Consider the following 25213-nt stretch of genomic DNA (forward strand, 5'->3'; position numbering starts at 1 on the left):
CACCGTCTCCGAAGAGGCCTCCCTCCGGGTCATCAATCAGCTCTATGAGACCCTGGTGGGCACCAATCCCGACATGACCTACTACGGCGAGCTGGCCGAGCGCTGGGAGATCCCCGACGACGTCACCTACATCTTCTATCTCCGCCAGGGCATCAAGTTCCACTCTGGCCGTGAGATGACCGCCGCCGATGTGGTCTACTCCTTTGAGCGGGTCCTGGGCCGCACCGACGCCGGCGACATCGGCGCCCTGGGCAGCAAGGCCAGCTACTACGGCGGCATCGACACCATTGAGGCCGTGGACGACTACACCGTGAAGTTTACTCTCCAGGCCCCCAACGCCGCCTTCCTTGGCACCCTCACCAGCAACTACGGCGCCATCGTGGACAAGGACGTCATCGCCGAAAAGGGCGACCTCATGCGCGCCGACGGCGGCACCGGTCCCTTCATGCTGGGCGAGTGGCTCCCCGACAACTATGTGGAGCTGCCCAAGTTCGCCGACTACCGCCAGGAGGTCAAGCTGGACGGCATCACCTACTACCTCATCGGTGACGAGGCCGCCCGTCTGGCCGCCCTGCGCACCGGCCAGATCGACATCGCCAACCTCTCCTCCACCAACGTCACCGCTGCGGAGAAGGAGGAGAACCTCCAGGTCATCGGCTATCAGACCAACAACTACCTGGCCATCGGCTGCAACCTCTCCACCCCCGCCCTCCAGGACAAGAACGTCCGCCAGGCCATGAGCTACGCCCTGGACCGCCAGGCCATCATCAACGTGGTCTACAACGGCCAGGCCGTGGTCAGCTCCATGATGCCCCCCGCCATGGGCCACTGGTCTCTGGATGTGGCCGGCATGGACCTCTATCAGACCAATGTTGACAAGGCCAAGGAGCTCATGGAGGCCGCCGGCTACAATGACAGCAACCGCCTCACCCTGAAGCTGGCCGCCGGTCTGATGGACGCCATCCGCCAGTCTGCCGTGGTCATCCAGCAGCAGCTCGCCGAGATCTACATCGACGTGGAGATCACCAACCTGGAGTCCGGCGAGTACGTGGACGTCTGGGGCAAGATGAGCACCCCCGAGGCCGGCTTTGACCTCATGGTGGTCCATGACGGCGCCGGCACCGACCCCAACCGCGCCATCTCCTTCTTCTTCGGCACCGGCTCCAGCGCCAACGTCTTCGGCTTCTCCAACGAGCGGGTCGACGAGCTGTGCGCCCTGGGCATCTCCACCCCCGACGAGGCCCAGCGCGAGGAGTACTACAACGAGGCTCAGGAGATCTGCATCGACGACTGCCACAAGCTCTGCATCGCCAGCCCCATGAGCTACTTCGTCTCCAGCACCCGTCTCCAGGGCTTTGCCCCCTCCGCCGCCGACGCCAGCGACTTCCGCGGCGCCTATTTCGCCGAGTGACCTGATGTGACTGGGGGCGGCGGGTAACGCCCCGCCGCCCCATTCCCTATTCTGCCCATCCTCCTCCTTGGAGGTGGACGAGTTTCGATCGCCGCCCGCTGCGCGGTCGGCGCTCGTCGGTCTCCAACGTGTTTTTCCAGGAGTGTGACGATATGAAAAATTACGCCATCCGCCGTATCCTCCAGCTGATCCCCGTCCTGTTCGGCATCAGCGTCCTCATCTTCGCCGTGATGAAAATGGTCCCCGGCGATGTCATCTCCGGCATTCTGGGCATCGAAGCCACCCCGGAGCTCCGGGCCCAGCTGGCCGCCAAATACGGGCTGGACCGCCCCTACGTGGTCCAGTATCTGGACTGGATCGGCGGCGTGCTCCGGGGCGACTTCGGCGAGTCCATCCGGACCTCCGCCCCCATCCTCCCCGAGATCCTCACCCGCTTCCAGGTCACCGCCGAGCTGACCATCCTGGCCGCCGTCATCTCCTGGTTCATCGCCATCCCTCTGGGCGTGCTGGCCGCCGTCAAGCGCAATACCCTGGTGGACCGCTTCGTCCGGGTCTTCGCCCTGCTGGGCGTGTCCGTCCCCGGCTTCGCCCTCTCCATCCTCCTCATCCTGGTCCTCTCTCTGGCCTTCAATTACTTCCCGCCGCTGGGCTATGTGAGTCTCTTTGAGGACCCCCTGCGCAATCTCCAGATGATGATCCTCCCCTCCGCCATCCTGGGCGTCTCCATCTCCGGCTCCGTCATGCGCATGACCCGCTCCTCCGTGCTGGAGGTCCTGCGGCAGGACTTTATCAAGACCGTCCGGGCCAAGGGCGCCAGCGAGCGGGTGGCCATCTTCAAGCACGCCCTCCGCAACGCCCTCATCCCCATCATCACCCTGGTGGGCATGCAGATCGGCTCCCTGCTGGGCGGCGCCGTCATCGTGGAGCAGATCTTCTCCCTGCCCGGTCTGGGTCAGATGACCCTCACCGGCATCAATCAGCGGGATTATCCCGTGGTCCAGGGCTGCGTCCTCTTCATTGCCTTCGTCTACGTCCTGGTCAATCTCATTACCGACCTGCTCTACGCCTACATCGATCCCCGGATCTCTTACGACTAAGGAGGCGCCTGCATGAAACGACTCTCTCAGACCATCCGCGACCTGTGGCGGGACCCTATGGGCCGCATCGGAATGCTGGGCATCCTTCTTGTGATTGTCATTGCCATTCTGGCTCCCATGGTGGCCCCCTTCGGCCCCGACAAGATGGTGGCCCTCCCCAAGGCGCCCCCCAGCGCCGAACACTGGTTCGGCACCGATTACTACGGACGCGATGTTTTCAGCCGTATCCTCTACGGCGCCCGGGTCTCTCTGGAGGTGGGCATCATCGCTGTGGGCATCGGCGCCACCGCAGGATATGTCCTGGGCCTGATCGCCGGCTACTTTGAGGGCTGGGTGGACCGGATCATCATGTGTATCATGGACATCCTCTTCGCCTTCCCCTCCATCCTGCTGGCCATCTTCATCTCCGCCGTTCTGGGCCGGGGCATCGGCCCCACCATGGTGGCCATCGGCATCGTCAACATCCCCGTCTTCTGCCGCACCGTCCGGGCCGCCGTCATCTCGGCCAAGGGCCTGGAGTACGTGCAGAACGCCAAGAGCGTGGGCGTCAAGACGGGCGCACTCCTCATCCGCCACATCTCCCCCAACGTGGTGGCCCCCTTCACCGTCCAGGCCACCCTGGCCCTCTCCAGCGCCATCCTGACGGAGGCCTCCATGAGCTTCCTGGGCCTGGGCATCCAGCCCCCCGACCCATCCTGGGGCTCCATGCTCTCCGAGGCTCGCTCCATCATGGAACAGGCCCCCTGGACCGCCGTTTTCCCCGCGCTTTTCATCATCGTGACCATCCTGCTCTTTAACATTCTGGGCGACGCCCTCCGAGACGTGCTGGACCCCAAGCTCAAAACCTGAGGGAGGAAGTGTGGATATGGAACATCTGTTGGAACTGAGAAATGTGTCCATCGATCTCCCCAAGGGCAAGCGCAAGCCCCCCGTCAAGCTGGTGGAGGGGGTGGACCTCTCCATCCGCAAAAAGCAGAATTTCGGCGTGGTGGGCGAGTCCGGCTGCGGCAAGAGCATCACATGCTCGGCCATCATGGGCCTTTTGTCCTACCCCCTCACGATTGGGGCGGGCAGCTCCATCCGCTTTCAGCGGGAGGACGGCTCTGAGGTGGAGATCACCTCCCTGCCCAAGTCGGAGCTGCGCAAGCTCCGGGGCAAGGACATCTCCATGATCTTTCAGGAGCCCATGACCGCCCTGGACCCCATGTATACCATCGGCGAGCAGATCAACGAGACCCTGCGCTTCCACACCAGTCTCACCAAGGCCGAGATGTACGACACCGCTCTGGAGATGCTCAAAAAGGTCAAGATCCCCCGTCCGGAACAGATCTTGGCCGACTATCCCCACCACCTCTCCGGCGGCATGCTCCAGCGGGTGATGATCGCCATCGCCCTCATCAACAACCCCCGGCTCCTCATCGCCGACGAGCCTACCACCGCCCTGGACGTCACCATCCAGGCCCAGATCCTGGACCTCATGAACGAGCTCCGGGAGAGCTATGACACCTCGGTCATCATGATCACCCACGACCTGGGCGTCATCGCCGAGACCTGTGAGGAGGTGGCCGTCTTTTACGCCGGCCAGGTGGTGGAGCAGGCCAGCGTGGACGTCATCTTCCACGAGACCGCCCACCCCTACACCACCGGGCTGCTGCGCTCCGTCACCTCTCTGGGGGGCGAGCGGAAGGAGCTCTACACCATCCGGGGAACCGTGCCCACAGCCGGTAATTTCAGCGCCGGGTGCCGCTTTGCAGACCGGTGCGAACACTGCATGGAGATCTGCAAAAAGGCGCCTCCCGCCCTGACGGAGGTGGCCCCCGGGCACCTCTGCCGCTGCTGGCTCCACGCCGGCGAGGCGGAACAGGCAGACAAGGAGGCGGCGGTATGAGCGAACATCCCGTGCTGCTGGACGTGCAGCACCTCAAGACCTATTTTCCCGTCAAGGGCGGCGTGGTCCGCAAGACGGTGGGCCATGTCCACGCGGTGGAGGACGTGTCCTTCCAGATCCGGGAGCAGGAGACCTTCGGGCTGGTGGGCGAATCCGGCTGCGGCAAGTCCACCACCGGGCGGAGCATCCTGCGTCTCATCGAGCCCACCGCCGGCACCATCACCTTTGACGGCGTGGACCTCCACGACCTGGACAAGGAGTCCCTCCGCCTCAAGCGGCGGGACATGCAGCTGGTCTTCCAGGACCCCTACTCCTCCCTCAACCCCCGGATGACGGTGCGCCGCCTGCTGGAGGAGCCCCTGCGGACCCACTTCTCCCTCTCCCAGGCGGAGCTGGACGAGCAGGTGCTGTGGATCTCCGGCGCGGTGGGGCTCTCCCCCGAGCAGCTGGAGCGGTACCCCCACCAGTTTTCCGGCGGTCAGCGCCAGCGCATCTCCATCGCCCGGGCCCTCATCACCAAGCCCCGCTTCGTGGTGGCCGACGAGCCGGTGAGCGCCCTGGACGTGTCCATCCAGGCCCAGATCCTCAACCTCCTCATGGCCCTCCAGCAGGAGTTGAAGCTCTCCTACCTCTTCATCAGCCACGACCTCAACGTGGTCCGCCACATCAGCAACCGGGTGGGCATCATGTACCTGGGCCGGATGGTGGAGCAGGGGGAGACCGAGGAGGTCTACCGCAATCCCATCCACCCCTATACCCAGGCCCTTCTCTCCGCCATTCCCAAGCGGGACCCGTCGGAGGACAAGGTCCGCATCCACCTGGACGGCGACGTGCCCAACCCCGCCGATCCCCCCAAGGGCTGCCCCTTCCATGACCGCTGTCCCAAGTGCATGGAGGTCTGCAAAAGCGAGCTGCCCGTCACCCGTGAGGTCGCGCCGGGCCATTTTGTCTCCTGCCACCTCCTGGACAAGTGAACCGCCCAAGACCGCAGCGCCGAAGGGGCGCACCCTGACAGGGGCGGCCCTTCCGGCGTTTGAATCCCCGGCAGATATTGCTTCGGCAGTATTTGCCGGGGATTTTTTTGCTTCCCGTCAGAACTCGTATCCATCATTTTCAAGGGGGGTGGGGAACATGCTCTATGGATATATACGAGTGTCTGCAAAGGACCAGAATGAGGCCCGGCAGCTGCTGGCGATGCGGGAGTTTGGCGTGCCCGCGGGGCAGATCGTGGTGGAAAAGTGCTCCGGGAAGGACTTCCGGCGGCCCTGCTATCAGAAGCTGTCCAAAAAGCTGCGCCCCGGCGATTTGCTCATCATCAAGAGCATTGACCGCCTGGGCAGGAATTACGAGGAAATTCTGGAACAGTGGCGGGTACTGACCAAGGAGAAGGGGGTGGACATCGTGGTGCTGGACATGCCCCTGCTGGACACCCGGCGGGGCAAGGACCTGATGGGGGCTTTCCTCAGCGACATTGTGCTCCAGGTGCTCTCCTTCGTGGCGGAGAACGAGCGCAGCAGCATCCGCCAGCGGCAGGCGGAGGGGATCGCGGCCGCCCGGAAGCGCGGGGCCCATCTGGGGCGGCGGCCCCTCCCCATGCCGGAGGGCTTCGAGGCGCTGGCCCGGGCGTGGCAGAGGGGGGAGGTCTCCGCCCGGTCCGCCGCCGGGCAGCTGCGCATTTCCCATCAGACCTTCCTGCGCAGGGCAAAGGAGCTCTGCATCAAGGGCGCGTGACCACCCGGACAGACAAAGAGCCGGGTCTCTGCTTTTCGCAGAGACCCGGCTCTTTGTGTTTTTTGGCGGAAAGGGCGGTCCCAAAGGTGTACCTTTTGGAACGTGACCCCAGCGACCTTTCCGCTCACTGTTCAATACTGTTATCGTCTGATTTTCCGCAAAGTTAAGGGTCTCCCGCGAAATTTTTTTGCTTCCGGACGGCTGTTCCAAAAGGTACACCTTTTGGAACAGGGCCGCCGGGCCGGTGGACAGATGCGGGGAGGGAGGGCCGTCATGAAGGGGAACAGACAGGGCGGCCAGCCGGACCGGGTCACCCAGTACAACACCATCAAGGTCCGTCTCTACCCCACGCCGGCGCAGGAGGAGCTGTTCCAGAAGACCTTCGGCTGCTGCCGGTACATCTGGAACCGGATGCTCTCCGACCACGAGCGGTTTTATATCGAGACCGACGCCCACTTTATCCCCACCCCGGCCAAGTACAAGAAGGAGGCCCCCTTCCTCAAGGAAGTGGACAATCAGGCCCTGACCCAGGAGTACAACCAGCTCTCCCAGGCGTTCCGCAATTTCTTCCGCAATCCGGCGGCCTTTGGCTACCCCAAATTCAAGCGGAAGAAGGATGACCGGGACAGCTTTACCGCCTGCAACCACGTGATGGGCACAAGCGCCACCATCTACACCACCCGGGACGGGCTGCGCATGACCAAGGCCGGGCTCATCCGGGCCAAGTTCCCCCGCCGCCCCCGCAGCGGCTGGCGGCTGACCCGTGTGACGGTGACCCGGACCAAGACGGGCAAGTATTACGGCTGTCTGCTCTACGCCTGCCCCGTGCGCCGCCCGGAGCCGGTGGCTCCCGCCGAGGAACGCACCATCGGGCTCAAATACTCCCTCGCCCACCTCTATGTGACCGACCTGGGCGACGCCGCGGACCCGCCCCGGTGGCTGCGGCAGTCCCAGGAAAGGCTCTCCGCCATCCAGAAGAAGCTCAGCCGGGCCCAGCCGGGCTCCCGGAACTATCAGGAGCTGGTGCAAAACTATCGCCTGCTCCATGAGCACATCGCCAACCAGCGGCGCGACTTCCTCCACAAGGAGTCCCGGCGGATAACCAACGCCTGGGACGCCGTCTGCATCCGGGGGGACTCCCTCCGGGCCATCTCGGAAGAGCTGGGGGGGAGCGCCGTCCGGGACACCGGCTTCGGGATGTTCCGGGAAATGCTCCGCTACAAGCTGGAGCGGCAGGGCAAGCAGCTTTTGGAGGTGGACCGGCTCTCCCCCACCACCAAGGTCTGCTCCGCCTGCGGCGCGGTCAACGAGACCCTCTCCCCCAGGGCCCGCCGCTGGGTCTGCCCCGTATGCGGGGCGGCGCACGGGCGGGACGTGAACGCCGCCGCCAACATCAAGGCCCGTGGGCTGGGGAAGTACCAGTCGGAACAGGCCCCGGCGGCCTGCTGAGGGCCCCTCTTACACAAACTCATTTTGCCGGTGGGAACGCCGGTGCAGGCCCATGCTCCCCGTCCGGGAGCGTTGAGCGGAGCGGCACAGCCTGTGCCGCCGCGCTCAGCGTTCTCCGGCTGCGGGAGACCGTTGGGAAACGAGAGGCCGCCTCCCCCCTGGGGGCCGCGTCCGAAGCCCCGTTCTGGGGGCGTTCCAAATATTATGACGATGAACCTTTTTTCTCTGGTTTTCACCCAGCCGACGGGCCGGTTGAAATAGACCCCCGCGCAGGGCGGCATGCTTTGCCAAAGGCCACGGCGGACCATGCCGAACTGCACCACGCGACGCGGCGGGAAGGAATCCCGCCGCAAGGGCAACGCCCCAAATATCATTTCTAATATGAAAGGAAGCAATTAGAATGAGGATCCAGCATAACATCATGGCCATGAACGCCTACCGCAACTTTGGCAACAACACTTCCGCCCTGTCCAAGAACCTGGAGAAGCTCTCCTCCGGCTACAAGATCAACCGCGCCGGTGACGACGCCGCCGGTCTGGCCATCTCCGAGAAGATGCGGGCCCAGATCACCGGCCTGAAAGCCGCCCAGAAGAACGTGAAGGACGGCATCTCCCTGGTGAAGACCGCCGAGGGCGCCATGCAGGAGATCCACGACATGCTCAACCGCATGGACTACCTGGCCACCCAGTCCGCCAACGGCACCTATGATAACGAGGTGGACCGCGCCAACCTCCAGAAGGAGGTCGAGTCCCTCAAGTCCGAGATCGACCGCATCTCCAAGTCCGCCAACTTCAACGGCCAGAAGCTCCTCGACGGCTCCCTGGATCAGCCCAAGCTTGAGATTACTAGTAGCCTTGGTGCTACAACAAACGTTCCCGCAACGTCGGCGATCTCCACAACGGGTGCAGTCACTGCCGGCACTACTGACAAAGCTACTCAGACTTTGACAGTTGAGTATCTTGACGCCAACGGCAAATCCCACAAGGTTGATGTCGAGTATGAGAGCAGTACTACTAAAGCGACCAACGCCACTAATATGATTAACGCATTGAAGGGCAACAGCGAGCTGTCCGCTCTGTTTGATATCGGTGGCAGTGACACTGGTATCACCTTCACCAACAAGCAGGCTGGCGATATCGAAATGAAAGTCATCGGTGTTACCGATACCGATGGCAAGGTCGCTGCGATGGCGAATCCTACGTCCGGTGCGAACGCTAAGAGCGAAGTGGCAGTTGGCAATCTGAATGCGGATCCTGCTCAGAGTAATGTACTGGTTGCGAACGCTACCTTTACCATCAACGGCACCACCTACCAGCTGGTGGCTGATAAGAACGCAACCGTCAAAGAAGGCACCGTGGCTGTTCAGGTGGGCAAGACCGATAAGGAGACCCTCGCCAATCTGAACAAGGCCCTGGAGAGCGCAGGCATCGAGGCGAAGGCTGAGACTGGCAAACTGGTATTCAGCGGCACCAAGGACGGCACCCCCATGAAGCTCCAGATCGGCGACACCAGCGCCGACTACGAGCAGCTGGAGGTGCGCATCGGCAACATGAGCTCCGCCTCCCTGGGCATCGGTGACCTGAACATCGGCACCCCCGAGGGGGCCCACGCCGCCATCGACAAGATCAAGGCCGCCATCAACTCCGTCTCCGCCACCCGCGGCGACCTGGGCGCCATCCAGAACCGCCTGGAGCACACCCAGAACAACCTGTCCGTGATGACCGAGAACATCCAGGACGCCGAGTCCACCATCCGCGACACCGACGTGGCCGAGGAAATGATGGCTTACACCAAGAACAACATCCTCATCCAGTCCGCCCAGGCCATGCTGGCCCAGGCGAACCAGGTGCCCCAGGGCGTCCTCCAGCTGATGCAGTAAGAAACTGCCTGAGACGGCGTAATTGTTGTCCCGCCTGGGACAGCATGGCCGCCTGACTGGGGGCCCCGCGCGAGCCCAGCGAAGCGGGTCGCGCGGGGAGAGGAGGGGCAGCGAAGTGAACGAGCTTTGCCACCTGCGGCGAAGCGAGGGATACGGAGCTTGCGACGACGAGGCCCAGGCCAACCAGGTGCCCCAGGGCGTCCTGCAGCTGATGCAGTAAGCACCAGACACCATTTATCGCGCAAAATAACAGAAAACAAGGAGCCGGGCTTTTGCCCGGCTCCTTGTTTTTTTACAGTTCCCGTTCCAGATATACCATATCCACCAACCGGACCCCGCACTCATAGATGGGGTGGTCGTAGTGGTCGGTGAAAAAGTTCCTGACCAGATGATGCCTGCGAAAGCCGCAGGACACATAAAAGGGGACGGTGGCCGGGCTGTCCCCGGTGCCCACCTGCAAGCGGGCATACTGCCCGGCGTAGGTCCGGACGAGAAAGTCCACCAGGGCCCTCCCATAGCCCCGGCCCTGGAATTCTGGCTCCACGGCAATGTTTTTCAGCTCCAGGAGCCCGTCCCCCTCGTCGGTCACCACGCACTCGGCCCTGACGCCCCCGTCCTCCAGCACATACATGGTCCCCCGCTCCAGATAGCGGTCCACCATGTCCTCCTGCTCGTCCGCCAGCAGCAGGAGCGCCAGATGACGCTTCTTGTCACAAGTGACCTCTCTGATCTGCATGCGCCCCCTCCTCTCCAGCGGGCCCACGCGGGCCCCATGCCGCCATTATAGGACAGGAAGGGCGGAAGGGCAAGCCCCGCGCCGTTTTGGGTGACCTGGTCACAGAAAAGGGCCGGGCATTGGGGTATACTGGCCACATCAACCAAAACCGAAACAGGAGGAGACGTCTATGAAGGAAAACAAGAAGAAATGGCTGCGGCCCGCCCTCTTTACCCTGGGCGGCGCGCTGGTGGGCCTGGGTTACTACGCCCTGGTGGGCTGCTCCACCGGGTCCTGCGCCATCACCTCCAACCCCATTACCTCCATGGCATACATGGGCTTTCTCGGCTGGCTGCTCTCCGGCGCGTTCGGCTCATGCTGCTGCGGCGGGAGCTGCCGGAGATGACCGCAAAACTAAACTGGCCGCAGGCGGAAACGCCTGCGGCCGGTTTTTCTGTATCGCTGCCCGGAAGGGGGTCAGACGGGCTCCTCCTGCCGGTCTCCCAGGGCCTTTTTGCTGTCTCTGCCGGCGGGCAGCTCCACCGCCAGCAGGGTCTTAGCCAGCCACACAAAGGACAGCAGCACCAGCACCGGAATGACGCAGCAGGTCACCAGCATTACGGCCAGCGCCTCCATAAAGCGGTTGACCATCCGCCCCGCCTTTTCCGCAAGCCCCGAGACCCCGTCCGTCACCGAGGTGACAAGCCCGGACCAGAAGCCCTTGTCCTCTTTCTCCGCCGTCTCCGCCTGGGCTTCGATCTCCCCGGCGGTCTCCTTCGCCGTCTCGATGGTGGCCTCGATGGAGGTCTGATAGGTCGCCTCGATGAGGTCGGAGACGTAGACGCTGGCCGGAATGACCAGCACGATCATCAGCCCGAAGGCGGCCAGCCTTGTCGCCAGCGCCCGCAGGCTTTTCCTCTCAAACAGGCCATAGAGCAGGAGGAACAGGCAGGAGAGCGGGATGAGGACGGAAAAGGTCACCGCCCCGGTGAGGGTCAACAGATATTTTTCCAGAAACACCGCGCACAGCGCCAGCAGAAAGCAGGCGCTCAGGTCGGCCAGCTTTTCGGCGATGGGGGTGGCCACATCGCCGGGGATCAGGGTCACGGCGGCGGAGGCCGCGGCGGAAGCCGCCGACAGCTCCAGCACGGTGGTCTGCTTTTCCTCCAGGGCGGCCAGGGTCTCCCGGTGGGTCTCGGGCGACGACGCAAAGCCCGACAGGACGAACAGCGACACCAGTGCAGCCGCCACAGGCAGAACGAGCCACGGCCATTTCTTTCTCAGTCGTTCCATGAAAATCATCAGTTTTCTCCCTTTTTTCTGTCTCTTTGGCGGCTCACGCCTGGGCCGGGTGCGGAATGGAGATCTTCTCCACCCGGACGGCTCCGTCCGCAACCTCCGCCATCATCATTGTGATCTCCTGGTGGAACCGCCGGGGGCCGCAGGAGCCGGGATTGAGCCACAAAATGCCGTCCCGCTCCTCCTGCACATATTTGTGGGAGTGACCGAAGACCACCACATCCACTCCCGTGAGGTCCGCCGGGACCTCCTTTTTGTTGTGGACCATGCAGAAGGTCACACCGCCCAGCGTGACAGTGAGGTCGTGGGGAAGGCCCTCCGCCCACTCCTTGTCATTGTTGCCCCGGACCACATAGAGGGGGGCGTACCGCTCCAGCTCGTCCAGGACGCTCTGCCTGTTGATGTCGCCGCCGTGGAGGATGGCGTCGGCGGTCTCCAGATGCCCCAACACCTCGGGCCGCAGCAGACCGTGGGTATCGGAAAGGATGGCAAGTCTCATGGATGCTCCTCTCTTCGGGGCTCCGCAGGGCATAGCACGGCCCCCCGATTTCTCTCAATGTTTCGCGCCAGGATGGCCCGGTAAAATTGCCGGGCGTCTGCCAGGTCTGTTTCCTCCGCTTCAATCCGCCTCCTCATCCAGGGCCTCCACCAGGAAGCTCACCGGGCGGAAGCCGTCGTTGCAGGAGAGCATGGCCGACCTGGGGTCCTTCATCCAGCCGTCATAAAAGTTTTCGCCGCCGTGGCTCAGGGCCAGCACGAAGGGGGAGAGGGTGTCCCAGGCGCTCTGGCAGAAGCCCTCCGGCTTTTCCCAGCCGTTGGCGATGAAGCTCTGGCCCACCTCCATGTCGCAGGCGTGGGCGATGGGATTTTCATACCGGGCCATCAGGTCCTCATATCGGGTGATGCGCATGACGGTGATCTTGCACTTTTTCATATGAGAACCCCCTCGCAGTGGTCGAGCTCGTGCTGGATGATCTGGGCGGTCCAGCCGGTGAAGGTCTTGACCCGCTCCTGAAATTTTTCGTTCTGCCAGCGCACCTTGATGGACTTCCACCGCCGTGCGGGGCGGAGACCGGTGAGGGAGAGACAACCCTCCTCCGTCTCATAGGGCCCGGACCTTTTGACGATCTCCGGGTTGAACATGACCAGATAGCTGCCCTCGTTGTCGAAGGCGATGATCCGCTTGTTCACACCGATCATATTGGCCGCCATGCCCACACAGCCGTCCTTGTGGTGCTCCAGGGTCTCCAGCAGATCGGCGGCGGTCTGCCGGTCCTCCGGTCCGGCGGGCTCCGCCCTGCGGGATAAAAGGACCTCGTCCTTACAGATGTCTCGTATCATTTTGATTCACCTCGCGCTGCGGCGTGGCCGTCGCCCCCGCTCGGGGGCAGCGGCCCGACAGGGGCATTATAGCACAGGGGCCGGAAAAATGCCACGGCCCGCCGCTTCACGGGGCGGGGCTGGGCGTCTGCCGGTCCCCCCGGATGGGGATCTCGATTTGCGTGATGTATTCGTCAAAGGAGTGGATCACGCTCTCATTGATCCCCGTCTCATAGGAATATTCCCCCAGGTCAAGCCCGTGGGCGTCGGCATAGGCCAAGATCTCCTCATACCGCCGGGGCAGATCGTCCCACGGCCCCTTGCTGAAGGCCCGCAGGTAGGCCCCGGCAGGCTGGACATGGAGCCCCTTTTGGGAGACGGGCTGGGACAGCTCTACAAACAGCGCGGCATCATGCTCATAGTCCCCCCGGCGCAGACGGTCAACAAGGACCATGGAGCCATAGACGGCGTCGTGGAGCCGCTGGAGCCTGTGCTGCTTGGTGACGGCGATGACCCGCTCCAGCTCCGTCAGGGTGGGGGCCGCCCCCTCCAGCGGGACCACCGCCAGATAGGCCCGTTCCTTCCTGACGACCTGGATCTCGGTCAGGTCCAGGTCCAGCAGGGTGCGCATATCCCGGTGCCGGCTCTCCAGGGTCTTGTGCATCCGTTTCAGATGGGCCAGCCTGTCCTCCAGCGCCCGCTTTTTCTCCCGCAGCAGCCGCTCCATATTGGCGGCGGAGCGGTGCTCCATAAAGGACTTGATCTCCTGGATGGACACATCCAGCTCCCGCAGCATCAGAATTGTCTCCAGCGCGGAGCTCTGCTGATAGGAATAGTAGCGGTAGCCGTTCCCGCCGATGGCGGCAGGCTTGACCAGCCCCATTTCATCGTACCACATCAGGGTCTTCTTCGTGATGCCGTGTATGGCCGCAAACTGGCCGATGGTAAATAATTTCCGGTTCTGCTCCATCCGAAAAATCTCCTCTTGACCGTCCTGTTACAGGATGGTTTATAGTATAGCACAGATGCAAAATAAAAGCAAAGGAGATACCGGTTCTTACCATGAAAACGATTTTTTTCAAAGTGCGTCTGAACGGGCGGCAGATCGCAGGGCTGTCCTTTCTGATCCTGCTCTCGGCCATCGGGCAGATGCTGCTTCCCTCCCTGCTGGCCCAGATGATTAACGGCGGGGTCGCGGTGGGCTCCGAGCGGATGATCCTGGACCTGGCCGTCGTGATGGCCGTCATTACGGTCTTCGCCTGTCTCGTCAATCTGGCGTCGGTCAGGCTGGCCTCCGGCATTGCCACCGACTTTGCGGCGGGGCTCCGCGGGACGGTCTTTGACAGGGTCCAGACCTTCTCCGCCGCCGAAATGGACAAATTCGGCACCGCCAGCCTGGTGACCCGGAGCACCTCGGACATCACCAACGTGCAGAGCTTTCTCACCATGCTGCTGCGCATCGGCCTGCTGGCCCCCATGATGGCGGTGGCCGGACTGGTGTTCTCGTCGGCCACCGGCGGGAAGGTGAGCTCCGTGCTCCTCGTCGCCGTCCCCCTCCTCATCGCCGCGCTGGCGCTCATCGTGGTCCTGGCCTCCCGCTACTCGGTCAGGCTGCGCCGGAAGCTGGACAGGATCAACCATCTGTTTCTGGAATCCCTGGAGGGCGTGCGCGTCATCCGCGCCTTCAACAAGCAGCAAACGGAGAGCGACCGGTTCAACGAGGCCAACGCCGACTATGCCCGCACCGCGATGCTGGCGGGACGGATCACCGGCCTTCTGCTCCCGGCCATCAATGTGATCTTCGGCGTGACCACGGCGGCGGTGCTGGGGCTGGGCGCCCACTATGTGGAGACCGGGGCCATGGAGGTGGGCTCCCTGGTGGCCAACAGCCAGTACATCAGCATGGTGCTCACCTCCGTCATCATGCTCTCCCTGGTCATCATGATGTTCCCCACCACGTACGCCTGTGCCGGACGGATCGCGGAGGTCTTGGAGACGGAGAGCAGCATCCGGGACGGGGACGCCCCCTTTGACCGGCGGCCTCTCCGCGCCACGCTTGAGTTCCGTCATGTGACCTTTGCCTATCCCGGCGCCGACGAACCCATCCTGAAGGACATCAGCTTCGTCTCCCGCCCCGGCGAGGTCACCGCCATTATCGGCGGAACGGGCCGGGGAAAGTCCAGCATCCTGAAGCTCATCCCCCGGCTCTACGACCCCCTGTTCGGAGAGATCCTGATAGACGGTGTGAACATCAAAAGCTATCGTCTGGAGGACCTGCGCTCCATCATCGGCTATGTCCCCCAGAAAAATGTGCTCTTCTCCGGCGACATCGGCTCCAACCTGAACTTCGGCAAGGAGGACGGCACAGAGGACGAGTGGGCCGAGGCCGCCCGGATCGCCTGTGCGGAAGAATTCATCATAAAGAAGCCGGACGGCTACCACGACAGGGTCGCCCAGGGCGGCTCCAACCTGTCCGGCGGCCAGCGCCAGCGCATGTCCATCGCCAGGGCCCTGATGAAAAAGCCGGAGATCTATGTGTTTGACGACAGCTTTTCCGCCCTGGACATGAAGACGGACCAGACCCTGCGCAAAAACCTCAAGGAGAGCACGGGGGAGGCCACCATCATCCTGGTGGCCCAGCGGATCAGCACCATCCTGGACGCTGACCGTATCCTTGTGGTGGACGACGGGCAGATCGTGGGTCAAGGGACCCACCGGGAGCTGCTGGAGACCTGCCCCCTCTATCGGGAGATCGCGGAGATCCAGCTGGGGAAGGAGGCGGTCTGATATGACGAACAAGTCGGTCTGCAAGCGCCTGATGGGCTATCTGAGGGTCCACCGGGTCCCCCTGTTCTTCTGCATGCTCTTCGCTGTGGTCAGCACCGCTTTCATGGTGCTGGCGCCCTTCCTCATCGGCAGGATCACGACGACGCTGTTCGCCAGCATCGCCGACGGCGTCTTTTATTGGGAGACCATCCTGTGGCTGCTGGCCGGTCTGGTCGCCCTCTATCTGATCTCTCAGTTTTTCACCTTTCTCCAGGGCTTTGGGATGGCGAAGATCACCGCCAGCGTCATGCAGAAGCTCCGCAGCGACATTGACCGAAAGATGCACCGGCTGAAGCTGAACTACTACGATACCCATACCCACGGGGACATTCTGAGCGTTATCACCAACGATGTGGACACCATCAACAACACCATCAGCCAGAACCTCACCGCGGCGGTCACACAGATCACCACCGCCGTGGGCGTGCTGCTGATGATGCTGGCCATCAGTCCGGCGCTGACCGTCATTCCGGTCATCATGGTCCCCCTTTCGCTGCTGGGGGCAGCCGGCGTGATGAAGGCCAGCGAGAAGTACTACGGGCAGCAGCAGGATCTGCTGGGCAGCCTCAACGGCTATGTGGAGGAGATGTATCACGGCCAGCAGGTGGTGCAGTGCTTCAACCACCAGAAAAAGGCGGGGGCCGATTTCGCCGCCCTCAACGAAAAGCTGAGAAACAGTGCCCGGAAGGCGGAGGTCACCGCCGGCTCGGTCAGCCCCATCACGACGCTGGTCAACGACCTGGGCTATGTGCTCTGCGCCACCCTGGGCTGCCTCTGGGCCATCGCCGGCAAGATCGCCGTGGGCAATGTGCAGGCCATGCTGGAGTATACCTGGCGCTTTGCCGAGCCCTTCTCCTCCCTGGCCGGGATGGCGGGGAGCTTCGGCGCCGCAGCTGCCGCGGGACGGCGGATCTTCACCCTGCTGGACGCCGAGGAGGAGTGCCCGGACGAAGCCCATGCAATCATTCCCGAGGAGCGGAGCGGCCGGGTGGTCTTCCGCAATGTGAAGTTCGGCTATACCCCGGACCGTCTGCTGATGAAGGGGGTGGACCTGTCCGTCGCCCCGGGGCAGAAGGTGGCCATTGTTGGACCCACGGGGGCGGGAAAGACCACCCTCATCAACCTCCTGATGCGCTTTTACGAGCTCAGCGACGGCTCCATCGAGGTGGACGGCACAGACATCCGCGACATGCCCAGGGCGGAGCTCCGGGATCGGTTCGGCATGGTCCTCCAGGATACCTGGCTCTTTGAGGGGACCATCGCCGACAACATCGCCTATGCCCAGGAGGGCATGGAGCGGGATGCTGTCATCCGCGCCGCACGTTCTGCCTGCGCCCACGATTTCATCAAGACCCTGCCCGGGGGCTACGACATGGTCCTCAGCAAGGGGGCGGAGAACATCTCTCAGGGCGAGCGGCAGCTCATCACCATCGCCCGCGCCATCGCGTCCGCCCCCGAGATCCTGATTTTGGACGAGGCCACCAGCAACGTGGACACCCACACTGAGGTCCTGATCCAGAAGGCCATGGCAGAGCTAATGAAGGGGTGTACCAGCTTCGTCATCGCCCATCGCCTGTCCACCATCCGGGACGCCGATATGATCCTCTACATGGAGGACGGCGACATCAAGGAGGTAGGCAGCCACGACGAGTTGATGGCCCGGCAGGGAAAATACGCCGCCCTCTATAACAGTCAGTTTGATTGACGGGGCCGCACGCCCCCGCAGCTTCCCCAACCTGTATGCAAAAAGGCCCGCTGCCACAGGCAGCGGGCCTGAGCCTGTCGACAAAGTCGACAGGCTCTCTCAAAAATGCAAGCCTTTTTACCCTCAGCGGTCCTGGCCGCTCTTCCGGCGCTGGACCCGCCAGCACAGCCGGGAGAGCACCGGGTCGGGCACGAAACGCTGGAAGAAGTGGACCGCCTTCATCCGCACTCCCGGCAGGATGAGCAGCTGTCCACGGAGGGTCCCCGCCACCGCCAGCCGGGCCACCGAGCGACTGTCCGTCCCCGGAATAGAGAAACGGACGTCGGCCACCTGGTCAAACTCCGTGGGCACCGGCCCCGGACAGAGGACGCTGACGGTCACCTTGCTTTTGGCCCGGCGCAGCTCCTCCGCCACCGCCTCAGAAAGCCGCAGGACGTAGGCTTTGGAGGCATAATAGGAGGACAGGAGGGGACCCGGCAGGAAGGCCGCCGAGGAGGCCACATTCAGGATGTGTCCCCGTCCCCGGGCCTTCATCTTGGGCAGGAACAGCTTGGTGAGGGTGTGGAGGGCCACGATATTGACCTCCAGCATCTCCAGCTCTGTATTCAGATCGGTCTCGTCAAAGGGGCCGAACAGCCCCCGGCCGGCGTTGTTCACCAGGATGTCGATGTCTTGGTCCCGCACCAGCTCCCACAGGGCCCGGACCTGGGCCCGGTCCGTGAGGTCGGCGGGGATCACCTCCACCCGCACCGGCAGCTCCTTCGCCAGCTCCCGCAGGCGGTCAGCCCTCCGGGCCGTCAGGATGAGGTCATAGCCCCGCTCCGCCAGCACCCTCGCAATCTCCCGCCCGATGCCCGAGCTGGCCCCCGTCACCAATGCCTTCATGGTTCCATCTCCTTTTCCGTTTTCCTCTAGTTTACCACGTCCCGCCCCGTCGGCATACCCTCTTTTTTTCCAGCCCCAGCAGCCCCCGGAAGGAGATGCCCTGGGCGGAGAGGGCGGCCAGGTAGACCACGGCCCCGAAAAGGAGGCAGATCCCGCCGCTCACAGCCCCGGACAGTCCCCTGTCCCGGAGGACCCGGAATAGGAGGTTGACATCCAGCCCCATGAGGAGGGCGGAAAGCCCCGGCGCGACCAGCCAGCGGAACCACGCCGGACGCAGACCAGCCGCCCGACACAGGGAAACCAGATTGAGGCCCAGCCCCAGCAGCTCACTGGCCAGGGCGGCGGCCACATAGCCCTGGAGCCCCACCCCGGGGATCCCCACAGTGAGGGCGGTGAGAAGGAGCTCCGCCGCCCCGGCCAGGAGGGCGTTGCGGGCGGCGGCGGCCTGTCTGTCCACCCCGTTAAGGGCACAGGAGAGGACGGAGCGCCAACAGGAGAGGGCCACCATCACCGCCAAGGGCGGCAGACAGGCCCCGGCCTCCGGCTCCCGGAAGAGACGGACGGCCAGGTCTGGCCCCAGCACCGACAGCAGGGCCATAGCGGGGAGCATGAGCACCGAGGCGGCCAGCATGGCCGCACTGACCCTTCGGCGGACCTCCTCCCACCGGCCCAGGGCGGCGGCCCGGGAGAGCCTGGGCATGAGGACCAGCCCCATGGCCGAGACAAAGGCGGTGGGCAGGCTCAGCATGGGCAGGGTCATGCCGAACATGACGCCGAAGGACGAGACGGCCTGTGAGACCTCCATCCCCCCCTCCACCAGCTTCTGGGGGATGAGGACGGCGCAGGCCGAGCCCATCAGGTTGCCCAGCAGGGCGGTACAGGCCACCGGCAGAGCCACCTGGGCGATGCACCGGTCCAGGACCTTCCCCGGCTCCGGCGTCCCTCCAGCCCCCCGCCGCCGGCGCCACAGCAGCGTGAGGGTGCAGGCTGAGCAGACCTCGCAGATCACCATGCCCGCCACGATGAGCCCCACCGTCCGCTCCGGGTTCTGGGGCAGGAAAAGGAGGAGGAGCCCCAGAACGGCGCAGGTGCGGACCACCTGTTCCAGCACCTCGGAAAAGGCGGGTGGCCGGACCAGCCCCGCGCCGTAGAAGGCGTGCTTGTGTAGGTTTTCCACACCGGTGAGGAGGACACAGGGGGGCAGTAGCAAGAGCCCCAGCCGGGTCCGGGCGTCCCCCAGGATGTGGACCGAGATGGGATCGGAAAGAACGAAGATGGCCAGCGCGGGCAGGACCAGGAGACAGAGGAGCAGCCCCAAACAGCGCCCCAGGACCTGCTCCGCCGCTGTCTCCCGACCCAGGGCCCGATATTGGGCGGTCAGGTTGGCCACCGCCGCCGTCAGCCCCACGGCGGTCACGGAGAGCAGTACCGAAAAGACCGGCATGACCAGCTGATAGAGTCCCATGACCTCCGCCCCCACCAGGCGTGAGAGGAGGATGCGGTAGACAAAGCCCAGCAACTGGTTCACAAGGCCGGAGGCGGTGAGCAGCAGCGTGCCGTAACGTACGGATGTCCGGTCCCACTTCAAGGGAACACCCCCTTCCCGGGCAGTATATTCCACACCCTGTGGAAACTTGCCTGCGGCGTCCTCTCCCATTGTCAAGCGGGCTTCCATGGTGTATAATGGTAGCCACAACTGACCAGACCGCCCGGGCCGCCGCCCAGGGCGCAAAACATGGGAAAGGGTGCCATCACATGTCCATGACCTACAAAGAGGAGTTCATCACCTTCATGGTGCGCTCCGGCGTGCTCACCTTCGGCGACTTCACCACCAAGTCCGGCCGCAAGACCCCCTACTTCATCAATACCGGCAACTACAAGACCGGCGCTCAGGCCGCCAAGCTGGGCGACTACTACGCCGCTTGCATCCAGCAGAACCTGCCCGACGGCGTCACCTGTCTCTTTGGCCCCGCCTACAAGGGCATCCCCCTGGCCGTCTCCGCCGCCGCCTCCCTCTACCGCAACTATGACCGTGACCTCCCCTACTGCTTCAACCGCAAGGAGGCCAAGGACCACGGCGAGGGCGGCTCCATGGTGGGCTACAAGCCCCAGGATGGCGACGACGTGGTCATCGTGGAGGACGTGGTCACCGCCGGCACCGCTGTCCGGGAGTCCATTGAGCTCTTCAAGCAGGTGGCCAAGGTAAACATGAAGGCCCTCATCGTCTCGGTGGACCGGATGGAGCGGGGCACCAAGGACTGCTCCACTCTGGACGAGCTGCGCCAGGACCACGGCATCGCCGTCTACCCCATCGTCACCGTCCGGGAGATCATCGCCTTCCTCCACAACCGGGAGATCGACGGCAAGGTCTACATCGACGACGAGATGAAGGCGAGAATGGAAGCCTATCTGGAGCAGTACGGCCCCAAGGTCTAAGCCCATAGTCCCCCGTCCCCTCGGAGAGCGGAGGGGGGCCTCCGGGGGGAACTGGTTCCACCCGGAAAATGCGGCGCGCGAAGCGCGTTGTCTTTCCCGCAGGAAAGACCCGCATTTGGATGGAAGCCTATCTGGAGCAGTACGGCCCCAAGGCGTAAGCAGGCAATTCAGACATCAGGGCGGCCCTCAGCCCCCGCCGCGGCGGGTCCGGCGGAGGGCCGTTTCTCAACTGCACGGGAAAGGAGGTGCGGCGGTGTGGGACTCCACGACGGCCACCGCAAACGGCTCAAGGAGCAGTTTCTTGACCACGGCGACAGCTTTCACGACCATCAGCTCCTGGAGCTGCTGCTGTGCTACGCCATCCCCCAGGGAGATGTGAACGGTCTGGCCCACCAGCTGTTGGGCCAGTTCGGCTCCCTGGCCGGCGTGCTGGACGCCCTCCCGGAGGCCCTCACGCAGGTCCCCGGCGTGGGTATGCACACCGCCGTCCTCCTCAAGCTCATCCCCGTCCTCGCCGGACGGTACCGGGCCGACCGGGCCGGGATGGGCACCATCCTGAACTCCACCCGGGCCGCAGGGCGGTACCTGCGCCCCTTCTTTTCCATGGGTGGCCGGAATGAGATGGCGTATCTGGTGTGCCTGGACGGGAAATATAAAGTGCTGGGCTGCCACAAGCTGGGAGAGGGCTCGGTCAACGCCGCCGAGGTCACCCCCAGGCGGGTGGTTGAGATCGTGCTGGCCCACAACGCCACCGCCGCCATTCTGGCCCACAATCACCTGTCCAATCTGGCCCTCCCCTCCGACGCCGATCTCATGACCACCCAGCAGCTCCGGTCCATCCTCCAGAGCGTGGGGGTGGAGCTGCTGGACCACCTGATCTTCACCGACGACGACATGGTCTCCCTGAGAGACAGCGGCTTCTTCTCCGGTTGCTGAACCCGTTTGCTTTGGGGTTGCAATAGAACAAATGTTTTGGTAAAATGATGGTACGCCCCACACCCAAAGGAGGTCTTTCCCTGTGCCAGATTTTGAAGTTGTCTCCCCTTATGCCCCGGCGGGCGATCAGCCGGAGGCCATCGCCGCCCTGGCCGCCGGTATCGAAAACGGACTCTCTGAGCAGACCCTGCTGGGCGTCACCGGCTCGGGCAAGACCTTCACCATGGCCAAGGTCATTGAGGCCGTCCAGCGCCCCACCCTGGTGCTGGCCCACAACAAGACCCTGGCCGCCCAGCTCTGCGCCGAATTCAAGGAATTTTTTCCCCACAATGCTGTGGAATACTTTGTGAGCTACTACGACTACTACCAGCCCGAAGCCTATATCCCCCACACCGACACCTTCATTGAAAAGGATTCGGCCACCAACGACGAGATTGACCGGCTCCGCCTCTCGGCCACCGCCTCCCTCATTGAGCGGCGGGACGTCATCGTGGTCTCCTCCGTCTCCTGCATCTACGGTCTGGGCGAGCCCGACGACTACGCCAAGATGATGGTCCCCCTTCGGGTGGGGACTGAGTTCCCCCGGGAGGAGCTGCTGCGGCGGCTCATCGAGATCCGGTACGAGCGCAACGACATCGCCTTCGAGCGCAACATGTTCCGGGTCCGGGGGGACACGGTGGAGCTGTGGCCGGCCTACTACAAGGACACCGCCATCCGGGTGGAGTACTTCGGGGACGAGATCGACCGCATCAGTGAGGTCAACGTGGTCACCGGCACCCCTGTCCGGCGGCTGGAGCACATCCCCATCTTCCCCGCCAGCCACTATATCACCCCCAAGGAAAAGATGGACAAGGCCATCAAAGAGATCTACAAGGAGCTGGAGGAGCGGGTGGCCTTCTTCCAGGAGCGGGACATGCTGGTGGAGGCCCAGCGCATCAAGCAGCGGACCATGTACGACATTGAGATGATGCAGGAGCTGGGCTACTGCTCCGGCATTGAGAACTACTCCCGTCCCATCGCCGGTCGGCCCGCCGGCTCCGCCCCCATGACCCTCATGGACTACTTCCCAAAGGACTTCCTCCTGTTCATCGACGAGTCCCACGTCACCCTCCCCCAGGTCCGGGCCATGTATAACGGCGACCGGGCCCGGAAGACCACTCTGGTGGATTACGGCTTCCGTCTCCCCTGCGCCTTTGATAACCGCCCGTTGAAATTCGAGGAGTTTGAACAGAGAGTCAATCAGGTGGTCTATGTCTCGGCCACACCGGGCGAGTATGAGCAGACCCGCTCGGGCCAGATCGTGGAGCAGGTCATCCGCCCCACCGGTCTGCTGGACCCCAGGATCGACGTGCGCCCGGTGGAGGGCCAGATCGACGACCTCATCGGAGAGATCAACCAGCGGGTGGAGCGGAAGGAGCGGGTGCTGGTCACCACCCTGACCAAGAAGATGGCCGAAGACCTGACCGCTTACCTCAAAAACGCCGGCATCAAGGTGCAGTACATGCACCACGACATCGACACCATCGAGCGCCAGGAGATCATCCGGGACCTGCGCCTGGGGACCTACGACGTGCTGGTGGGCATCAATCTGCTGCGGGAGGGCCTGGACCTTCCCGAGGTGTCCCTGGTGGCCATCCTGGACGCCGACAAGGAGGGCTTCCTCCGCTCGGAGACCTCCCTCATCCAGACCATTGGCCGGGCCGCCCGAAACGCCGACGGACTGGTCATTATGTACGCCGATAAGATGACCCCCTCCATGATGGCCGCCATCGGCGAGACTGAGCGCCGCCGGAAGAAGCAGGACGCCTTCAACCAGGCCCACGGCATCGTTCCCAAAACCATCATCAAGTCGGTACGGGACGTCATCGAGCTCTCCGCCGCCGAAGAGGAGAGCGAGCAGCTCCTGCGCAAGAAGACCCAGCTCTCCAAGAAGGAGCGGGACGCCGCCATCGAAAAGCTGGAAAAGGAGATGAAAGAGGCGTCCAAGCGATTGGAATTCGAGTACGCCGCCGTGCTGCGGGACCGCATCATCGAGCTCAGAGGGAAATAACGGCTGGGAGAGGTGGGTTCATATGGGAAGACTTCACAGGCTACCGCATTTTGATTACAGCCAAGCTGGATACTATTTCCTCACATTCTGTACAAAGGAAAGGAATTGTATCCTATCCTCCATCCTGTCTCCTTCCGCGGGGCGCGGCATCCTTGACGCGCCCACCCTCCAACTTACCGCCTGTGGGCTCCAAGTTGAGTCTGCCCTTCATTTTTTAGATGAACATCTGCCTTATTTGACGATAGATTCCTACGTTATCATGCCCAATCATGTTCACATGATCGTCCAAATTACGCAATCCTTTGAGGAAGGCGCGTCTGGGAAGCCGCGCCCCACAAAAATGGACTGCCCCGCAGATGCGTATATTCCCAAACTGATCTCATCCTTAAAGCGTTACACCAACCGGTCCTGTGGAAGCGACCTCTGGCAGGACGGCTATCACGACCACATCATCCGCAATGAGGCCGACTATCTGCGGATCTGGACCTATATGGACCAAAACCCCGTCAAATGGCGGGAGGACTGCTATTATGAGGAGGGCATCCTGTGAAGAAGGTAAAGATCACGGTGCTGAAAACCGAATTTTACCCTGAGCTGGCCGACCGCTATCTCTCCGACGGCAGGGAGGCCGGCCCTTGCCCCTTCCAGAAGGTCGGGGATGTGTTCTACTATGAGGGTGGCGCGGAGAAGCCGGAGGGCTTATGCCCCTGGGCCTGGATCGACCTTTACCGGGGCATCTCCACCCTGGCCAACGGTCCTCTCGTCAACGACTGGTACTCCCACGAAGACCGGCGCGTCCTCTGCTGCACCGACGGTATCCGCCCGGTGATCTATGAGCTGGCCCTCCTGGACGAGGACACCACTCTGTGACCGCTGGAAAAACAAGTCTAAAGGAGAGGTCCCCGTGAATTTCTTCGGAACGACTCTGCCAGAGACCTTGGGCATCCTGCTGGCCATCTGGACGCCCTTTCTCATTGGGCTGACCGCCCTCGGTCTCATCGGGCTGGCCGCCTCGCCCCGGCCCCCAAAATGGGCTCGGCTGCTGGCCGGGGGGCTGGGCAGTGTCCTCCTGTTGTGGGCTCTGTGGATCTTTGTGTTCCGGCCAATCTTCTTTTAGCTCCTTCCCAACACACATCACAAAAAGGATCTGATCTTATGTGGGTCTGGTTTGCCCTGCTCTCGGCGGTCTTTGCCGCCCTCACCTCCATCCTGGCCAAGATCGGCATCGAAGGGGTGGACAGCACCCTGGCCACCGCCATCCGCACCGTAGTGGTGCTGGTTATGGCCTGGGGCATCGTCTTCCTCACCGGAAAGCAGCACGGCATTGCCGACATCGCCCCCCGGAGCTGGCTCTTCCTGGCCCTCTCCGGCCTGGCCACTGGGGCCTCCTGGCTCTTCTACTACCGGGCCCTCCAGCTGGGCGAGGCCAGCAAGGTGGCCCCCATCGACAAGCTCAGCGTGGTGCTCACCATGGTGCTGGCCTTTGTCATCCTCCACGAGACCGTCACCGTCAAGGGCATCGTCGGCGGCGCCCTCATCGCCATCGGCACCCTGATCCTCATTCTGTAACACCCAAAGGAGACCGA

Annotated in this window: 26 protein-coding genes; 18 read left to right on the plus strand and 8 right to left on the minus strand. The window is 63.2% G+C overall.

The features are described from left to right. From Q0Y09_RS04215 to Q0Y09_RS04250, 8 genes are all read left to right on the plus strand, one after another. On the plus strand, positions 1-1411 hold a 1411-nt coding region (locus Q0Y09_RS04215; RefSeq protein WP_297718085.1), incomplete at its 5' end, for an ABC transporter substrate-binding protein. 152 nt (positions 1412-1563) lie between these two features. Further along, positions 1564-2508 (plus strand): ABC transporter permease, encoded by a 945-nt coding sequence (locus Q0Y09_RS04220; protein ID WP_297718089.1) that lies wholly within the window; start codon positions 1564-1566, stop codon positions 2506-2508. A 12-nt stretch (positions 2509-2520) separates the two neighbouring features. Continuing rightward, a complete protein-coding gene (locus Q0Y09_RS04225; protein ID WP_297718092.1) occupies positions 2521-3357 on the plus strand; it encodes an ABC transporter permease in 837 nt (278 codons plus the stop codon). Between the two features lie 16 nt (positions 3358-3373). Beyond that, on the plus strand, positions 3374-4396 hold the full coding sequence (locus Q0Y09_RS04230; protein WP_297718095.1) for an ABC transporter ATP-binding protein: 1023 nt from the start codon (positions 3374-3376) through the stop codon (positions 4394-4396). Next, positions 4393-5370 carry an ABC transporter ATP-binding protein gene (locus tag Q0Y09_RS04235; RefSeq protein ID WP_297718098.1) on the plus strand — a complete coding sequence of 326 codons (978 nt, stop codon included), beginning with the start codon at positions 4393-4395 and terminating at the stop codon, positions 5368-5370. Before Q0Y09_RS04230 ends, Q0Y09_RS04235 begins: the two co-directional genes overlap by 4 nt. Positions 5371-5518: 148 nt before the next feature. Next, on the plus strand, positions 5519-6127 hold the full coding sequence (locus Q0Y09_RS04240) for a recombinase family protein (protein WP_297718101.1): 609 nt from the start codon (positions 5519-5521) through the stop codon (positions 6125-6127). Between the two features lie 273 nt (positions 6128-6400). Continuing rightward, positions 6401-7576: a transposase gene (locus Q0Y09_RS04245; protein ID WP_297718104.1), complete on the plus strand. Its 1176-nt coding sequence runs from the start codon at positions 6401-6403 to the stop codon at positions 7574-7576. 400 nt (positions 7577-7976) lie between these two features. Continuing rightward, on the plus strand, positions 7977-9455 hold the full coding sequence (locus Q0Y09_RS04250; protein WP_297718108.1) for a flagellin: 1479 nt from the start codon (positions 7977-7979) through the stop codon (positions 9453-9455). A gap of 292 nt (positions 9456-9747) precedes the next feature. On the opposite strand, the gene Q0Y09_RS04255 is transcribed toward Q0Y09_RS04250, so the two are convergent. After that, positions 9748-10191 carry a GNAT family N-acetyltransferase gene (locus Q0Y09_RS04255; protein WP_297718111.1) on the minus strand — a complete coding sequence of 148 codons (444 nt, stop codon included), beginning with the start codon at positions 10189-10191 and terminating at the stop codon, positions 9748-9750. Between the two features lie 169 nt (positions 10192-10360). Between Q0Y09_RS04255 and Q0Y09_RS04260 the strand changes: the two genes are divergently transcribed. Further along, complete coding sequence (locus Q0Y09_RS04260) at positions 10361-10576, plus strand: hypothetical protein (protein ID WP_297718113.1); 216 nt, start codon at positions 10361-10363, stop codon at positions 10574-10576. 71 nt (positions 10577-10647) lie between these two features. Here Q0Y09_RS04260 and Q0Y09_RS04265 read toward each other — a convergent pair whose 3' ends face one another. From Q0Y09_RS04265 to Q0Y09_RS04285, 5 genes are all read right to left on the minus strand, one after another. Continuing rightward, a complete protein-coding gene (locus Q0Y09_RS04265; RefSeq protein ID WP_297718115.1) occupies positions 10648-11463 on the minus strand; it encodes a hypothetical protein in 816 nt (271 codons plus the stop codon). A gap of 43 nt (positions 11464-11506) precedes the next feature. Continuing rightward, positions 11507-11968, minus strand: a complete 462-nt coding sequence (locus tag Q0Y09_RS04270) for a metallophosphoesterase family protein (protein WP_297718117.1) — start codon at positions 11966-11968, stop codon at positions 11507-11509. A gap of 120 nt (positions 11969-12088) precedes the next feature. Next, positions 12089-12403 carry a TIGR04076 family protein gene (locus Q0Y09_RS04275; protein WP_297718120.1) on the minus strand — a complete coding sequence of 105 codons (315 nt, stop codon included), beginning with the start codon at positions 12401-12403 and terminating at the stop codon, positions 12089-12091. Then, positions 12400-12810, minus strand: a complete 411-nt coding sequence (locus Q0Y09_RS04280; protein WP_297718122.1) for a peptide deformylase — start codon at positions 12808-12810, stop codon at positions 12400-12402. Before Q0Y09_RS04280 ends, Q0Y09_RS04275 begins: the two co-directional genes overlap by 4 nt. Positions 12811-12916: 106 nt before the next feature. Next, positions 12917-13759, minus strand: coding sequence for a MerR family transcriptional regulator (locus Q0Y09_RS04285; RefSeq protein ID WP_297718124.1), 843 nt, complete (start codon positions 13757-13759; stop codon positions 12917-12919). Positions 13760-13851: 92 nt separating this feature from the next. Here Q0Y09_RS04285 and Q0Y09_RS04290 point away from each other — a divergent pair, with 92 nt between their 5' ends. Both Q0Y09_RS04290 and Q0Y09_RS04295 read left to right on the plus strand, forming a co-directional pair. After that, a complete protein-coding gene (locus tag Q0Y09_RS04290; protein ID WP_297718127.1) occupies positions 13852-15576 on the plus strand; it encodes an ABC transporter ATP-binding protein in 1725 nt (574 codons plus the stop codon). A gap of 1 nt (position 15577) precedes the next feature. Continuing rightward, positions 15578-17320 (plus strand): ABC transporter ATP-binding protein, encoded by a 1743-nt coding sequence (locus Q0Y09_RS04295; protein WP_297718128.1) that lies wholly within the window; start codon positions 15578-15580, stop codon positions 17318-17320. 123 nt (positions 17321-17443) lie between these two features. Here Q0Y09_RS04295 and Q0Y09_RS04300 read toward each other — a convergent pair whose 3' ends face one another. Both Q0Y09_RS04300 and Q0Y09_RS04305 read right to left on the minus strand, forming a co-directional pair. Beyond that, entirely contained in the window at positions 17444-18205 is a 762-nt protein-coding gene (locus Q0Y09_RS04300; RefSeq protein WP_297718132.1) for an SDR family oxidoreductase, read from the minus strand. A 31-nt stretch (positions 18206-18236) separates the two neighbouring features. Next, entirely contained in the window at positions 18237-19793 is a 1557-nt protein-coding gene (locus tag Q0Y09_RS04305) for an oligosaccharide flippase family protein (protein ID WP_297718135.1), read from the minus strand. A 173-nt stretch (positions 19794-19966) separates the two neighbouring features. Here Q0Y09_RS04305 and pyrE point away from each other — a divergent pair, with 173 nt between their 5' ends. From pyrE to Q0Y09_RS04340, 7 genes are all read left to right on the plus strand, one after another. Then, positions 19967-20641 carry an orotate phosphoribosyltransferase gene (pyrE, locus tag Q0Y09_RS04310; protein ID WP_297718273.1) on the plus strand — a complete coding sequence of 225 codons (675 nt, stop codon included), beginning with the start codon at positions 19967-19969 and terminating at the stop codon, positions 20639-20641. 255 nt (positions 20642-20896) lie between these two features. Then, positions 20897-21577: a RadC family protein gene (locus Q0Y09_RS04315; protein ID WP_297718138.1), complete on the plus strand. Its 681-nt coding sequence runs from the start codon at positions 20897-20899 to the stop codon at positions 21575-21577. Between the two features lie 82 nt (positions 21578-21659). Then, positions 21660-23627 carry an excinuclease ABC subunit UvrB gene (gene uvrB, locus Q0Y09_RS04320; protein ID WP_297718142.1) on the plus strand — a complete coding sequence of 656 codons (1968 nt, stop codon included), beginning with the start codon at positions 21660-21662 and terminating at the stop codon, positions 23625-23627. Positions 23628-23886: 259 nt separating this feature from the next. Then, positions 23887-24177, plus strand: a complete 291-nt coding sequence (locus tag Q0Y09_RS04325; protein WP_297718144.1) for a transposase — start codon at positions 23887-23889, stop codon at positions 24175-24177. Further along, complete coding sequence (locus Q0Y09_RS04330; RefSeq protein WP_297718147.1) at positions 24174-24497, plus strand: TIGR04076 family protein; 324 nt, start codon at positions 24174-24176, stop codon at positions 24495-24497. The genes Q0Y09_RS04325 and Q0Y09_RS04330 overlap by 4 nt, the downstream gene beginning before the upstream one ends. A 34-nt stretch (positions 24498-24531) precedes the next feature. Further along, positions 24532-24744, plus strand: a complete 213-nt coding sequence (locus tag Q0Y09_RS04335; RefSeq protein ID WP_297718150.1) for a hypothetical protein — start codon at positions 24532-24534, stop codon at positions 24742-24744. Positions 24745-24782: 38 nt separating this feature from the next. Next, positions 24783-25196 carry an EamA family transporter gene (locus Q0Y09_RS04340; protein WP_297718153.1) on the plus strand — a complete coding sequence of 138 codons (414 nt, stop codon included), beginning with the start codon at positions 24783-24785 and terminating at the stop codon, positions 25194-25196. Positions 25197-25213 lie beyond the last annotated feature (17 nt).

The organism is Intestinimonas sp. (assembly GCF_026169115.1).
Taxonomy (GTDB): Bacteria; Bacillota; Clostridia; order Oscillospirales; family Oscillospiraceae; genus Intestinimonas.

Bases quoted from the DNA above. Each gene is read 5' to 3' on its own strand.
- Q0Y09_RS04295 (WP_297718128.1), top strand. From the start codon at position 15,578: ATGACGAACAAGTCGGTCTGCAAGCGCCTGATGGGCTATCTGAGGGTC.
- Q0Y09_RS04265 (WP_297718115.1), bottom strand. From the start codon at position 11,463: ATGGAACGACTGAGAAAGAAATGGCCGTGGCTCGTTCTGCCTGTGGCG.
- Q0Y09_RS04250 (WP_297718108.1), top strand. From the start codon at position 7,977: ATGAGGATCCAGCATAACATCATGGCCATGAACGCCTACCGCAACTTT.
- Q0Y09_RS04285 (WP_297718124.1), bottom strand. From the start codon at position 13,759: ATGGAGCAGAACCGGAAATTATTTACCATCGGCCAGTTTGCGGCCATA.
- Q0Y09_RS04290 (WP_297718127.1), top strand. From the start codon at position 13,852: ATGAAAACGATTTTTTTCAAAGTGCGTCTGAACGGGCGGCAGATCGCA.
- Q0Y09_RS04235 (WP_297718098.1), top strand. From the start codon at position 4,393: ATGAGCGAACATCCCGTGCTGCTGGACGTGCAGCACCTCAAGACCTAT.
- Q0Y09_RS04280 (WP_297718122.1), bottom strand. From the start codon at position 12,810: ATGATACGAGACATCTGTAAGGACGAGGTCCTTTTATCCCGCAGGGCG.
- Q0Y09_RS04255 (WP_297718111.1), bottom strand. From the start codon at position 10,191: ATGCAGATCAGAGAGGTCACTTGTGACAAGAAGCGTCATCTGGCGCTC.
- Q0Y09_RS04260 (WP_297718113.1), top strand. From the start codon at position 10,361: ATGAAGGAAAACAAGAAGAAATGGCTGCGGCCCGCCCTCTTTACCCTG.
- Q0Y09_RS04325 (WP_297718144.1), top strand. From the start codon at position 23,887: ATGCCCAATCATGTTCACATGATCGTCCAAATTACGCAATCCTTTGAG.
- Q0Y09_RS04220 (WP_297718089.1), top strand. From the start codon at position 1,564: ATGAAAAATTACGCCATCCGCCGTATCCTCCAGCTGATCCCCGTCCTG.
- pyrE (WP_297718273.1), top strand. From the start codon at position 19,967: ATGACCTACAAAGAGGAGTTCATCACCTTCATGGTGCGCTCCGGCGTG.
- Q0Y09_RS04230 (WP_297718095.1), top strand. From the start codon at position 3,374: ATGGAACATCTGTTGGAACTGAGAAATGTGTCCATCGATCTCCCCAAG.
- Q0Y09_RS04300 (WP_297718132.1), bottom strand. From the start codon at position 18,205: ATGAAGGCATTGGTGACGGGGGCCAGCTCGGGCATCGGGCGGGAGATT.
- Q0Y09_RS04270 (WP_297718117.1), bottom strand. From the start codon at position 11,968: ATGAGACTTGCCATCCTTTCCGATACCCACGGTCTGCTGCGGCCCGAG.
- Q0Y09_RS04245 (WP_297718104.1), top strand. From the start codon at position 6,401: ATGAAGGGGAACAGACAGGGCGGCCAGCCGGACCGGGTCACCCAGTAC.
- Q0Y09_RS04275 (WP_297718120.1), bottom strand. From the start codon at position 12,403: ATGAAAAAGTGCAAGATCACCGTCATGCGCATCACCCGATATGAGGAC.
- Q0Y09_RS04340 (WP_297718153.1), top strand. From the start codon at position 24,783: ATGTGGGTCTGGTTTGCCCTGCTCTCGGCGGTCTTTGCCGCCCTCACC.
- Q0Y09_RS04225 (WP_297718092.1), top strand. From the start codon at position 2,521: ATGAAACGACTCTCTCAGACCATCCGCGACCTGTGGCGGGACCCTATG.